Annotated in this window: 16 protein-coding genes; all 16 read left to right on the forward strand. The window is 36.9% G+C overall.

What is annotated here, in order from left to right; translation table 11 throughout:
- The first annotated feature begins 50 nt into the window (after positions 1–50).
- The 16 genes from MKY88_RS03355 to MKY88_RS03430 all read left to right on the forward strand — a co-directional run bounded on the left by MKY88_RS03355 (position 51) and on the right by MKY88_RS03430 (position 13,965).
- Positions 51–1,199, forward strand: a complete 1,149-nt coding sequence (locus tag MKY88_RS03355) for a sensor histidine kinase (protein WP_025116710.1) — start codon at positions 51–53, stop codon at positions 1,197–1,199.
- A 30-nt stretch (positions 1,200–1,229) separates the two neighbouring features.
- Positions 1,230–1,904 (forward strand): response regulator transcription factor, encoded by a 675-nt coding sequence (locus MKY88_RS03360; protein WP_008178876.1) that lies wholly within the window; start codon positions 1,230–1,232, stop codon positions 1,902–1,904.
- Positions 1,905–2,199: 295 nt separating this feature from the next.
- Positions 2,200–2,751, forward strand: a complete 552-nt coding sequence (locus MKY88_RS03365; protein WP_069480060.1) for a DUF3225 domain-containing protein — start codon at positions 2,200–2,202, stop codon at positions 2,749–2,751.
- A 246-nt stretch (positions 2,752–2,997) separates the two neighbouring features.
- Positions 2,998–3,840 carry a DegV family protein gene (locus MKY88_RS03370; RefSeq protein ID WP_193830941.1) on the forward strand — a complete coding sequence of 281 codons (843 nt, stop codon included), beginning with the start codon at positions 2,998–3,000 and terminating at the stop codon, positions 3,838–3,840.
- 45 nt (positions 3,841–3,885) lie between these two features.
- The gene (locus MKY88_RS03375) at positions 3,886–5,271 is read left to right on the forward strand and encodes a DEAD/DEAH box helicase (RefSeq protein ID WP_193830942.1); all 1,386 of its coding nucleotides are present in this window, start codon (positions 3,886–3,888) and stop codon (positions 5,269–5,271) included.
- Positions 5,268–5,858: a ComF family protein gene (locus MKY88_RS03380; RefSeq protein WP_340813007.1), complete on the forward strand. Its 591-nt coding sequence runs from the start codon at positions 5,268–5,270 to the stop codon at positions 5,856–5,858. The genes MKY88_RS03375 and MKY88_RS03380 overlap by 4 nt, the downstream gene beginning before the upstream one ends.
- Positions 5,859–5,937: 79 nt before the next feature.
- A complete protein-coding gene (locus tag MKY88_RS03385; RefSeq protein ID WP_144788495.1) occupies positions 5,938–6,351 on the forward strand; it encodes a TIGR03826 family flagellar region protein in 414 nt (137 codons plus the stop codon).
- Between the two features lie 121 nt (positions 6,352–6,472).
- A complete protein-coding gene (flgM, locus tag MKY88_RS03390) occupies positions 6,473–6,733 on the forward strand; it encodes a flagellar biosynthesis anti-sigma factor FlgM (RefSeq protein ID WP_054611536.1) in 261 nt (86 codons plus the stop codon).
- Positions 6,734–6,760: 27 nt separating this feature from the next.
- Positions 6,761–7,261: a flagellar protein FlgN gene (locus tag MKY88_RS03395; protein ID WP_328203282.1), complete on the forward strand. Its 501-nt coding sequence runs from the start codon at positions 6,761–6,763 to the stop codon at positions 7,259–7,261.
- 16 nt (positions 7,262–7,277) lie between these two features.
- On the forward strand, positions 7,278–8,870 hold the full coding sequence (flgK, locus tag MKY88_RS03400) for a flagellar hook-associated protein FlgK (protein ID WP_328203280.1): 1,593 nt from the start codon (positions 7,278–7,280) through the stop codon (positions 8,868–8,870).
- A 77-nt stretch (positions 8,871–8,947) separates the two neighbouring features.
- A complete protein-coding gene (gene flgL / locus MKY88_RS03405; protein ID WP_328203279.1) occupies positions 8,948–9,850 on the forward strand; it encodes a flagellar hook-associated protein FlgL in 903 nt (300 codons plus the stop codon).
- A gap of 60 nt (positions 9,851–9,910) precedes the next feature.
- Positions 9,911–10,474, forward strand: coding sequence for a DUF6470 family protein (locus MKY88_RS03410; protein ID WP_328203278.1), 564 nt, complete (start codon positions 9,911–9,913; stop codon positions 10,472–10,474).
- Between the two features lie 17 nt (positions 10,475–10,491).
- Positions 10,492–10,935: a flagellar assembly protein FliW gene (fliW, locus tag MKY88_RS03415; protein WP_328203275.1), complete on the forward strand. Its 444-nt coding sequence runs from the start codon at positions 10,492–10,494 to the stop codon at positions 10,933–10,935.
- Positions 10,935–11,153 (forward strand): carbon storage regulator CsrA, encoded by a 219-nt coding sequence (csrA, locus tag MKY88_RS03420; RefSeq protein ID WP_328203273.1) that lies wholly within the window; start codon positions 10,935–10,937, stop codon positions 11,151–11,153. Before fliW ends, csrA begins: the two co-directional genes overlap by 1 nt.
- Before the next feature lie 200 nt (positions 11,154–11,353).
- Positions 11,354–12,166, forward strand: a complete 813-nt coding sequence (locus MKY88_RS03425; protein WP_328203271.1) for a flagellin N-terminal helical domain-containing protein — start codon at positions 11,354–11,356, stop codon at positions 12,164–12,166.
- A gap of 149 nt (positions 12,167–12,315) precedes the next feature.
- The gene (locus MKY88_RS03430) at positions 12,316–13,965 is read left to right on the forward strand and encodes a motility associated factor glycosyltransferase family protein (protein ID WP_340813008.1); all 1,650 of its coding nucleotides are present in this window, start codon (positions 12,316–12,318) and stop codon (positions 13,963–13,965) included.
- Positions 13,966–14,007 lie beyond the last annotated feature (42 nt).

Below are 14,007 nucleotides of genomic sequence, written 5' to 3' on the forward strand. Positions count from 1 at the left end.
GTCTATTAAAATAGTAAGTAATCATAAGACATTAGACTGGGGAGTATAGTATGTTTTCAAATGATACCTTCGATTTAAAGTCGCTTGATGACATTTTTAATCGAATGTTAGATACAATCATGAGCTCGAAGGATGATATCTTTATTATAAGCGAACAAAGCCGTAGAAGCTTTGAAGATATGCAAAAAGAGCTAGAAATTGTTCGAAAACAAATATCAATTGTAATTGATGAAGGCGATGCATTGGAAAAAAGTACGCAGCTTGCTAAACAAAGACTTGTCTTAGTAAGTAAAGCTTTTGATAATTATACCGAAGAACAAGTTAGAGAAGCATATGAAACTGCACATGATTTTCAAGTAAAGCTCTCCGTTATTAGAACGCAAGAAAAACAGCTACGCGATAAAAGAGATGATCTAGAGAGAAGATTAAGAGGATTACTCGATACGATTGAACGTGCTGATCATATTGTCAATCAGGTAAATGTCGTTTTGAATTACTTAACTTCAGATTTAAAAAATGTTGGTTTAGCGCTTGAACAAGCAAAAATGAAGCAAGATTTTGGGATACGTATTATTGCAGCTCAAGAAGAGGAGCGTAAGCGTTTGTCTAGAGAGATTCATGATGGACCTGCTCAAATGCTTGCAAATGTACTAATGCGCACTGATTTAATAGATAGAACGTATCGTGAAAAAGGCATAGAAAATGCATTAGCAGAAATTGCTGATTTAAAGAAAACGGTGCGAAACGCATTATCTGAGGTGCGACGTATTATTTATGATCTACGACCAATGGCACTTGATGATTTGGGAATTATTCCGACATTAAAGAAGTATTTATCAACAGTCACTGAATATAATCCAGGTGTCGACATTCATTTCCAATCGAGAAGTACAGAAAAACGTATACCTTCCAATTATGAAGTATCCATTTTCCGTCTAGTGCAAGAGTGCGTAACAAATGCCATGAAGCATGGAAAATGTAAAGACATTTGGGTAAAGCTTGAGTGGTTAAAAGATGCTGTTAATATTGTTGTTAAAGATGATGGTATAGGCTTTGACCAACAAGTAGTGAAAGACCATTCCTTTGGGATTTTAGGAATGAAAGAACGAATTGAAATTTTAAATGGTACAATTACTATTACTAGTGAAATCAACCGAGGTACAACGGTGTTATTTAAAATTCCGTTAGAAGTAAAGTAACTGTTGCAGAAATTTAGGGGGTAAAGACAAATGACAAAGATTATTATTGTAGACGATCACCAGCTATTCCGCGAAGGAGTAAAACGTATTTTAGATTTTGAAGATACGTTTGACGTAGTAGCAGAAGGTGACGATGGTACAGATGTGGTGACGTTATATGCTGAAAACGAACCAGATGTAGTACTGATGGATATTAACATGCCAGGGAAAAATGGCGTAGAAGCAACATCGGAGTTAATTAATGAATTTCCAGATGCGAAGGTCATTATGCTGTCCATCCATGATGATGAAACATATGTGACACATGCATTAAAATCAGGCGCTCTTGGCTATATGTTAAAAGAAATGGATGCAGATGAAATCGTGGAGGCTATAAAAGTTGTTGCAAACGGCGGGTCTTACTTACATCCAAAAGTAACGAAAAATTTAGTGGCAGAGTTCAAAAGACTTTCAGAACATGAAAATAAAGGTAACTTCCACCAAACGGAAATTCGCCGTCCATTCCATTTATTAACGAAACGTGAATGTGAAGTATTACAGCTATTAACAGATGGTCAATCAAACCGTACAATTGGTGAGACACTGTTTATCTCAGAAAAAACAGTTAAAAACCATGTATCAAGCATCTTACAAAAAATGAATGTGAATGACCGTACACAAGCCGTTGTAACAGCCATTAAAAATGGTTGGGTTGAAGTACGATAATTGTTAAAACTGTTTTTAAAAGCTACTTTGTATAGAAGTAGTTTTTAAAACAGTTTTTTATTGTTTTTTAGTAACTATTTGAATTGCCTGTTGAAGGTAGTGATTCGCCTTTCACAAATTTGTAACATTGCTCTTTCGTCCTGTTACTAGGTATTAAATATGGAAACTGTCAGATCATGCAACATTTTACTGCCGAATGCGTCATAAGGAAGATGTAGCACCTAAATGTTGAGAAAGCACAACAAAATTCCTACGACAGCATTTATATGCTACAATATGCGCGGGAGGTTTTGTGATGTTAAAGAAAAGTTTTCTAGCAGTTTTAATTTTATTTGTATTCACTTTAACTGCATGTGGTAATAAAGAAGAAAAGATTAGTGACGACGATCGAGAAAAGGTAATAGAGGATGGTACCGTTGGCTTTGAGATGATGGGCGGTAATGTAGAAAAAGCAGAAAACGTACCAGCAACAGATGAAAAAGCTATTTTAGCTTCTTTCGAAGAGTATATTGCAGCCCTAAATGCGGAAGAAATCGACCGCTATATGAAAACAATTTCGAAAAATCCAAAGGGTTTTAAATACGATGAAGAAAAAACATATGCAACAGAAGTGTTCGATCAATTTGATATAAAGCGTGATGTCGAAAATGTAACGATTGCCAAATACGAGCCAGAAGAAGCTCAAGTATTTGCCAACATGAAAATGCATTCTCTTCAACTCGAAACAAATGTCGAGCATGAAAGCGCAGGACGACAGGTAACGGTCTTTGTCAAAGAAGATGATGATTGGAAAGTAACAAGCGTCTTTTATATTGGTGATGACTCACAGTCAAGTACAGGCAATTAAGAGGAGCGATCTTCATTCAATATATAATTGAGTGAAGATACGCCTACTATACATAGGAAATGAATGTGAAATGGAGGCTAGTTTGCTACTAGCTCATTGTCGAATGACCAAAACGTAAAATATACGTTCGTCCTTCATCACATTCATTTCTTTTTTGTTTTTATTCTAAATATGTGAGAAACCCAACAACAATTGCACCAAGATGAAATAGATTGTAAACTATGAATCATAGGAGAGTGGACATAGATGAGGACGGCAATCGTAACAGATAGTACTGCATATATTACGGCTGAGGAACGTGCACGCTTTAACATTCATATGATACCTTTAAGTGTTAATATCTCAGGCCAATTATTTGCAGAAGAAGTAGATATCACAGCATCGGAATTTTATGATAAGGTGCGTGGTGCCAAAGAATTCCCCAAAACAACACAGCCTCCAATTGGAGAATTTGTCGCTCTTTTCGATGAGCTAGCAAAGGATTATGATGAGGTTATTTCCATCCATTTATCGAGTGGAATTAGTGGAACATATCAAGGCGCAGTGCAGGCAGGGGAGATGGTGGAAGGTATTGATGTGTATGCCTTTGACAGTGAAATATCCTGTGCTGTTCAAGGCTTTTACGTTTTAAGAGCAGCTGAAATGGCGAAAGAGGGCTATTCAGCCAAAGAAATACTTGCAGCATTAGCGGACATGCAGCAGTATATTCGTGCTTACTTCATTGTAGACGACTTAGCACATTTACAACGTGGTGGGCGTTTATCTTCTGCGGCAGCCTTAATCGGTGGCCTTTTACAGGTGAAGCCAGTCCTTCATTTTGTGGACAAGGTAATAGTACCTTTTGAAAAAATCCGAACACGTAAAAAAGCTTTAAAGCGTGCGGAGGAACTGTTAGCTGAGGATGCTAAAAAGTATAATGCTATGGATGCTGTGGTCATTCACGGCAATTGCCCAGTAGAAGCGCAAGAATGGCTAGAACAATTAGCTGCAACTTACCCGCACGTCAACTTTAAATTAAGCTATTTTGGTCCTGTTATTGGTACTCATTTAGGAGAAGGATCAATGGGCTTAGGTTGGACAAAAAAATAAACGTAACCGATGAAAGTCTCTACTCAACAGTAGAGGCTTTTTTCCATGAAGGGAGAGTTCATCTTGAGATACAAAGGTTGGCTGTTGCCACCAGCTTTACGTGATTTTCATGAGGGGCGAATTTGGTTAAAAAACCATTCTCCATTTTTAACTGCAGATATCGAAGAAGCAATGAAGCGAAATTACCTCCATATAATAGAGGGAATTCAAATGAAGCCAATCATAAAATGCAATCGTTGCCACAATATAGACCCACATTTATTCACGATATTCGAATGTTCAAAATGTCAGCAGCAATGTTTATATTGTCGACATTGTATTCGAATGGGCAGGGTGAGTAGCTGTGCGCAGTTGATGATTTGGACAGGCCCTCAAGTAATCAAAATGAGAAAGCATACATTAAAGTGGGGAGGGCAGTTGACTAAACTCCAGCAGCAGGCTGCAAGTGAGATGCTAGCAAGTGTACAAGCGAAACGCTCCCATCTTATTCATGCTGTATGTGGGGCAGGAAAAACTGAGTTGCTTTTTCCAACTGTTCATGGTGCATTAAAGCGGGGTTTACGTGTTTGTATTGCTACACCACGCACTGATGTAGTATTAGAGCTATATCCACGCTTTCAACAAGTATTCCCTAAGACAGTTATTCATGCATTATATGGTGGTGTAACGAAGCAGAATGCTTATGCCCAGCTTATTATTGCCACAACTCATCAGCTCTACCGATTTGAGAGCGCCTTTGATGTTATGATCGTAGATGAGGCTGATGCTTTTCCGTATACTATTGATGAAACTCTACAAAGAGCAGTGGAAAAGGCCAAAAAGGAAGAGGCACCTATCGTATTTGTTACCGCAACGCCATCACACAAATTACGCAATGCTTTCCAACAAGAAAGCTATTCATTCATCCCCAAACGCTTTCACAATCATCCATTACCAGTCCCTCAGTTTCGTGCTTTATGGGGCTACAATAAAAGCTTCAAACAAGGAAAAATCCCTAAGAAGTTAATAAAATGGACAGAAGAACGCCTTGAACGAAAGGAACCATTCTTACTATTTTTCCCTACAATCGCCCTCATGCATAAAGCAGCGCCTCTATTTCAGCTAGTAAATGAAAACATACTAGCTGTGCATGCAGAAGATCCGGACCGGAAAGAGAAAGTAGGGATGCTCCGAAATAATGAAGTACCCGGACTTTTAACGACCACCATATTAGAGAGAGGTATTACCATTAGTAATGTGCAGGTGGCAGTTATTGGTGCAGAATCCTCTATATTTACCGCAAGCGCACTAATTCAAATTGCTGGACGGGTTGGACGAAATAGTCAATATCCTAATGGGGACATCGTATTCTTTCACCATGGCATCACGACAGAGATGGACGAGGCATGTGCAAAAATCCTCTTTTATAATAAGGAAGGATTTTCCGAATGAAAAAAACGGAATCGCATTGCTTATTGTGCTCACAGCTATTGAAAACTTCAGTTACTTGGAAAACGCTATTAATAAAGCAATTTACTCCAACTATATGTACAAGATGCACTGCTCGCTTTGAACATTCACAGTCAGCTACTGCACTCTATCAATATAATGTGGCCATGAAAGATTATTTACACCAGTTCAAATTCCTACAAGATGTAGCTCTGGCCAAAGTATTTCGGCAGGAGCTGTATGCTCGTTTCAATAAAGAAAAGGCGATCATTCTACCAATCCCCATGCATCCCATCAAACAACAAGAGCGCACTTTCTCGCATACTAATGAATTATTAAAGGTAGCTGATATACCATATATACAGCTGCTCGAAAAGACAACAACAGAAACACAAGGCTCCAAAAATAGAGAACAGCGCTTATGTGCAGCTCCTCTATTTCGCTTAAAAGCGGGCGCAAATGTAGAACATAAAGATTACCTTCTATTTGACGATATAAAAACTACAGGAACCACATTACAGCATGCTGCAGATGTTTTAATGCAAGCAGGTGCAAAAAATGTCCGATACTTCACATTAATTGAAGGATGAATTTTCCAATGTATTATGTATAATAGATATGAGTTTAGTATGCGTAGATAAGATATTTTGTTAGAGGAGGAAAAAATGGATGGCAGAGGTTCGAAATTGTCCAAAATGTAATGAATTTTTTAATTATACAGGGGTACGGGAAGTTTGTCATAAATGTGCACAATCAGAAGAAGAACTGTATCAGATCGTATATCGCTTCCTTCGTAAACGTGAAAACCGTGCTGCAACAGTGGAGCGAATTGTAGAGGCAACGGGAGCAGAAGAAGAGCTATTATACAGATGGGTTCGTAAAGGTCGCTTGCAACCAGCGATGTTTCCTAACTTAGGCTATCCATGTGATAACTGTGGGCATCTGACGACAATAGGCAAGCTTTGCACAAAATGCCAGGATGAATTAAAAGCCGATTTACGTACTTTTGAAGCGGCTAAGGAATTCCGGGATAGTGTTGAGCAACGCGACCGTGTCACATATCACGCAGACCGAAAACGTTAATAATTGAAGGTGTGTTAATTTTAAACAAAATTAGCACACTTTTTTATATGTGAAAACTTAACATTATGTGAGACAATCCGAAATAATAGTAAGATAAGATTTTTAGATGGGGGGTTTCAAAATGAAAATTACATCTTATGGAATTAATGCAGTGAACGCCTATAAAAACCAAGTACGCAATGTCAAATCCGATACAAACAAAACATCTTTTGCCGATAAAATTGAGATTTCCAAAGCTGCTCAAGACATGAAAAGCGTTTCAACATACAGTACAGAGCGAGCTGACCGCGTACAACAGCTGAAAAAAGACATTGATTCTGGCGAATACAAAGTAGATGCTCGTAAAGTAGCAGAGGATATGCTGAAATATTATCGTTTCTAGGGAATAGCAGAAAGGGTGTTTAGCGATATGTCTATAGAAGCGATTAATTCTACATTAACGATGCTAGAGAGAATGCATAAAAGCTTACTTGAACTAGCCTTAAAAAAAACAGAAATCATTAAAGCTGGCGATATCGAAGCGCTAGACCAATTGCTCAAGGATGAGCAGGCACACGTAGCGGCCATCGATAAGCTCGAACAACAGCGTCAGAAACAGGTAACGGACTACCTTGAAGCAAAGGGACTTGCTTCAACTGACAAAACGACTGTTGCGGATGTCATCGAGGCTGCTGAACAACAAACTGACAAAGCAACACTATCAGCAGTTCGCGAGCGTTTAATGCAAATTATCAACGACTTACGAAACCAAAACGACTTAAATCAAAAACTCGTTTTCCAATCACTACAAATCGTCAACCTAACATTAGATGCAGTAAGACCTCGCACAGAGCAAATGAACTACTCTAGCAAAGAGGTTCACGGCACAAATGATATAGCTAAAAAATCATATTTTGATTCACAAGCCTAATAAGGGAGGAAGAAACATGCGCTCAACATTTATGGGTCTAGAAGCAAGTAAACGAGGCCTCTTCACTCAACAAACAGCTTTATATACAACAGGACATAATATTTCTAATGCAAACACTTTAGGTTACTCTCGCCAACGAGTAAACATGCAGGCAACACCAGGTTTTCCAACAGCAGGCTTAAACCAACCTACTTATCCAGGACATCTTGGTACTGGGGTTGAAGCAAGTTCAATCCAACGTATTCGCAGTGAATTTATTGACCGTCAATATCGTCAAGAGACGAATAAGTTAGGTTATTGGGAATCTAGAACAAATGCTATTGCCCAAATGGAGGATGTTATGAATGAACCTTCAGAATTTGGTTTAGATAAAGCTTTCGAACAGTTCTGGAAGGGACTTCAAGATGTTGCGACAAAGCCTGCAGATGGTGCTTCACGTCGAGTAGCCATTAGTCGTGCGGAGCACTTAGCTGAATCTTTTAATTACCTTGATAAACAATTAAAAATGATTCAAGGCAATCTTGGGAATGAACTTAATGTTTCAACAACTCAAATTAATACCATCCTAAAACAGATTGCTGCTGTAAATAAGCAGATTCAAGAGGTTGAACCTAGTGGACATGTACCAAATGATTTATATGATGTTCGTGATACTCTAGTTGATAAATTAAATGAATATATACCAGTATCAATTGAACGTATCCCTTCTGGTGGTTTAGCATCAGAGGTTGCAGAGGGTAGCTTAAAAATTACATTTAAAGGCGCAGATGGTGTTGTCAGAGATCTAGTAAACGGTAAAGATTTCGCTCAATTTACAGCAATGGGTACAAATGGTACGAAGGTGACAGGCGACGATATTACAAATTCTTTCTCTGAATTACAATTAACAGGATTGGAATCTTTAGATGCGCACGAAGCAGGTGCTGTCACTAGTACACAAACAGCCATTAAACAGCAAGACTTTGAAGCATCAAAAGGGAAATTACTTTCACTTATTAATTCGTTTGGTTATCAAAGTACGGGTGGCGATATTAAAGGATACTACCCAGAAACCTTACAAAAATTAGATCAATTAGCCAATGCATTTATTAAAGAATTCAATGCGCAGCATGCAAAAGGTTATACCCTTGAAGAAAAAGATGCGAATGGAAACATCACCAATGCTTCGAAACCGGGCGGCGTTTTCTTTGAAGGAACTGGTGCTGGTGGAATTAAGGTTAATGAAGATATCTCTAAAAATCCTAACCTATTAGCTGCTTCATCTGACCCAACAGAAGAAGGAAATGGTAAAAATGCTTACGAGCTTGCCAATATGCAACATAAATTATATGCAGATATAGATAATGCAAGCTTACAATCATTCTATCAAGCGATTATCGGAAAAGTTGGTGTAGATGGTGAAGAAGCATTACGTATAGCAGCCTCGTCAGAATCCCAACTTCAAATGGTGTTCAAAAGCCGTGATTCTGTAAGCGCTGTTTCGTTAGATGAAGAAATGACAAATATGATTACTTTCCAACAGGCGTATAATGCAAATGCACGTATGATTACGGTTGTCGATGAAACATTGGATAAAATTATTAACGGTATGGGCCGTGTTGGTTTATAACGATAGAAAAGAATAATTAGTAGTTAAGTTATTGGAGACAACTTTCTCCAACTGATAAGAAGGAGGTTTTTTACAAGATGCGTGTAACACAATCAATGCTATCAAGTAACATGCTACGCAATTTAAATAACAGCTATGGTAAAATGTCCAAGCTCCAAGATCAAATCAATTCTGGTTCAAAGATCACTCGTCCATCTGATGACCCAGTTATAGCAGTAAAAGGTATGGGCTATCGTCGAGATTTAGCTAAAGTAGAACAATATACTCGCAATATGATTACGGCAGGAAGCTGGTTAGATTCGACAGATGAATCTCTAAATCAGGTTGGCGAACAAATGAAGCGAGTTCGCGAATTAGTTATTCAAGCAGCCACTGACACAAATACCCCTGAAGAACGTGAAAAAGTTAAAAGCGAAATTGACCAAATTCGCCAACAATTACAAGATGTAGGAAATACGAATATTGGTGGTAGTTACATATTTAGTGGAACTAGAACTAACGAGCCTTTATTTATAGGGGGTGCCATAAACCCAAATACTAATCAAGAGAGTGTAAAAGTAGAAATATATGATGGTATCCAGCTTTCTGTGAATACCCCAGGGAAAGATCTATTTAATAATATAGATGATATGATGGGGAAAATTTCGGATTTATTAGGCGATCCAACAAAAACAGGTGAAGAAATTGCTAGCATGCTAGGTGGAGTATCCTCATCTACTACAAATGATGATATTACAGCCATGCATAATAAAGTTTTAGAAGCACAGGCAGACATCGGGGCACGGCAAAATCGTGTAGAAATGATGGAAAATCGTTTGGGTGTACGTGAGGTTAACGTAACAAAGCAATTGAGAGATAATGAGTCTGTTGACTATGCAAAGGCCATTACTGAAATGGTGACACATGAATCTATTCATCAGGCTGCACTTTCAGTAGGTTCTAAAATAATTCAGCAAACATTAGTGGATTTTATCCGTTAATATAATTTAGGCGTTTGGACACCTTGTTCAAACGCTTTTCTTGAAAGGAGGGCTAGTATTGTGAGGCTACCACAAATACAAATTCGTACAATCGATGCCAAAATTGATCTTCATATTGGTAAACCTCAGCAGCATATTGAACAGCCAAAAGCGACACAGCATATTGAACAGCCAGCCGCTATTTTAGATATAAATACAACGAGAAGTGTTTTGAAGATTGACTCCTCACAGGCAAGAAGAGACATAGGAATGATCGGTCCTTTAGAATCAAGTGCAAATTACGCTGAAAAAGGGAAACAAGAGGCGCTAAAAGGAATGGCACGAAGAGCAAGAGAAGGACGACAAATTATGGAGAATTCAGGGAAAGATCAAGGGCGTGCAGTAATTCAAAATATCGCTCAACAAAACCACGGTCCCCACCGTGTGCAATTTAATGTTAAATTTGTACCATCAGTAGGATCCGTCAAAATTAATTTCACTCCAGGTACAACAGATATCAATATTCAACGAAGAGAACCAGTAATTGACGCCAAAGTGAACAAACCTATTCATGAATACACACCAGGAAAAGTAACTGGTACAATGATACAAAGACCAGATGTTGACATCGATGTCATCATTTAAAGGAGAGCGCGGAAAATATGAGAATTGCTACAAAGTTTTTAGGAGAAGTTGAAATTGCTAATCAAGATATATTGATGTTTGAACATGGCCTACTAGGCTTAGAGGAAGAAAGAGAATTTGTTTTGTTGCCAATCGATGCAGACCTTCCTCTTGCATTACTACAATCTGTTCAGCATGTCGAAATTGGCTTTGTTGTTGCCTATCCATTTGCATTCAAACAAGATTATAGCTTTGACATTAGCGAAGAAGATCGTGAGCAATTACAAATTGAGAAACAAGAAAATGTTCTTACATATGCCATTGTAACAATGAAGGAAACATTCCAAGATTCTACTATTAACTTGTTAGCACCAGTTATATTAAATATAGAAAAAAAACGTGGGAAGCAAATCGTTCTCCAAGATAGTAAAGCCTACCCGTTACGTTATCCAATGCTGCCATTGGAAGGAAGTGCGAAATAATGCTAGTACTTTCTCGTAAAAAAGATGAGTCTATTATGATAGGCGATCAAATCGAAATAAAAATATTAGCAGTTGATGGTGACCAAATCAAACTTGGTATTGTTGCTCCAAAAACTGTAAAAGTACATCGCTCAGAAGTTTTTGAAGCAATCCAAGCGCAAAATAAAGAAGCACTTTCTTCAAATTCAAGCTTTTTAGAACAGTTAAAAAGAAAATAGTAGTTATTTCTTAATGGTAAATACAAACTTCAAATCTATTACATAAAAAAATAAAAAAACTTTTAAAAAACTATTAAACTTTTCCAACCACTAACGATATATAGATTGTAGGGTAAGGGAAGTACATACATACAACCTAAACCGACAATATTCCACACGGACGTGGAATAAAAAAACACACATTCAAGGAGGAATTCCAAATGAGAATTCAACATAACATTTCAGCTTTAAACACACACCGTAACCTAGCTTACAACAACACTCAAGCTTCTAAAAACCTTGAGAAATTATCTTCAGGTTACAAAATCAACCGTGCTGGCGATGACGCTGCTGGTTTAGCTATCTCTGAAAAAATGCGCGGACAAATCCGTGGTCTTGACATGGCTTCTAAAAACGCTCAAGACGGTATCTCTTTAATTCAAACTGCTGAGGGTGCTCTTAATGAAACACACGCTATCTTACAACGTATGCGTGAATTAGCAGTACAATCTTCAACAGATACAAACGAGTCAACTGACCGTTCAAAATTACAAGATGAAATTACTCAATTAACAGCGGAAATTACTCGTATCGCTTCAACTACTCAGTTCAACAATATGAACGTATTAGATGGTTCATTCACTGGTAAGGTAATTCATATCGGTGCGAACGCAGGGCAAGTTCTAAATGTATCAATTGGTAATATGGACGCTGGTACAATTGGAGTAAGTGGTGTTAACATATCTACTCAAACAGGTGCAGATGCCGCTATTACAACAATTAACACTGCTTTAGAAAACGTTTCTGTACAACGTTCTCAACTTGGTGCATGGCAAAACCGTCTAGAGCACACTATCAACAACTTAGGTGCATCTAGCGAAAACTTAACAGCTGCAGAATCTCGTATCCGTGATACAGATATGGCGAAAGAGATGATGGGCTTCACGAAGAACAACATCTTAATGCAAGCTGCTCAATCTATGCTAGCGCAAGCTAACCAACAACCACAAGGCGTACTTCAATTATTACAATAATTGATAGCATAAAAAAACGACTTCCATTTGGAAGTCGTTTTTTTATAAACTCAGAATACGGTTCTATGAAATTGATTAGGAAAGGTATGTAGTTTGGGAGCATATAAAGGAAGTGTATCTAGAATTAATAAAAGAATGGAGGTTATATAATGAATATTCTAATTGAAGCGTCTAAAATGTCAGTAGCTACAATGAAAATTAATAATATATATGTACACAGTAAGTATAATCCCTTAAAAGAGGCAGACTCCTTTATAGAGAAACAATATGAAATAGGAAAGACATATATTATTTATGGGTTTGGGTTAGGCTATATTGTTGATAGGTTGAAGGAAAAAAGGAAAGCAGATGAAAAGATTGTTGTAATAGACCCTTTTATAAATATAGATCGAGAAGATAGTGCAAATGTTTTTTATTTAGATAAAAAGAGACAGCAACAATTAAAAGCTTACCTTACAGCTATATTAGATGATAAGGATAGTTCAAATATTAAAGTAGTTTGCTCTATCAACTATCAAAATGTGGATTTACTTATTCATGAAGAAACGATGGAGGTACTAGCAGAAACCATTAAAGCGATTATTATTAATTACAATACAATTATGGTGAATTCTTGGGGATGGTACAGAAATCTTATAGATAATTTAAAGTATGCGATGAATGATTTGTCAATTAAAGTATTATATGACAAGTATGCATGCCCGGTTGTAGTTGCAGCTGGGGGCCCTTCACTTAGTAAACAGCTCCCGTTGTTAAAGAAAATCGCGAACAAATGTATTATTATTTGCGCTGGTTCAACAATTGGTACATTATTGAAAAATGATATTAAACCAGATTATATTGTAAATGTAGACGGTGGACAAATGAATCTACAACATTATGAAAAATTAAAGGGTAGTCATATACATTATATATACGGTCTTCAATCTACAGAAGGTATCCGAAGTAATTTTAGCGGTTCATGTTTCTATTTCTCGGCGTATTCTGAGCCATTAAGCGAAGCGTTTAAAACTGAGGTTCTTCCAAATGTAGACAAGATTGAGGGTGGTGTCACAGTAGCTTCCTATGCGCTTATGATTGCTTCTTTGATTACTTCGGGACCAGTCGCATTGATTGGTCAGGATTTGGCTTATACGAATGGTTTATCCCATGCGGAAGGTAATGTACGTAATGAAAAAAAGGAATTAAATGAAGATTATTTTTATAAAAAAATTATAGGTTATGATGGAAATGAAATATTTTCTGATGTGAATTTAATTGCTATGAAACATAATATTGAACAAGTTTTACTAACCATTAAAGAAAAACAGCTAAATCAAATTTATAACTGTACAGAAGGTGGTGCAAAAATTCAATATGTTGAACAAGTAGCATTTGAAGCTTTTGTAGAGCAATTTTTAAAAGAAGATTTGGAAAAAAAACTAATTAATTTTGAAGCATCAAATAATAATTTTAGAGATTATCGGGGGTTTCTAAATTCAGGTATAGAAAAATTGAATATTAGAGTTAAAAATTTAAAGTCCTGGCAGTATAAAATGCGTTCCAATAATTACGACCTTACTAATTTGAAAAAGGAGATTTCGAAATGCAATAAATTGGTGTATGAGTTAAATTTACAAGTAATCGTGAATATGATTTCAGTTAATATGAACAAACAATTTCCTAAAAAAGTATTTGAATCAAAATTAGATGAGGCGCAGTATGTGTTAGATAAGAATAAATTCGTTGTGAACGAATTCATTAGTATGTTTGAAACAACTAGTTTATTATTTAATGAAAAAATAGAAGGGATTAACTGATTAAATTTCATAATATGAAACCTCCTGTTATTAAGGGAGATT

The organism is Lysinibacillus sp. FSL R7-0073 (assembly GCF_038009065.1).
GTDB lineage: Bacteria > Bacillota > Bacilli > Bacillales_A > Planococcaceae > Lysinibacillus > Lysinibacillus fusiformis.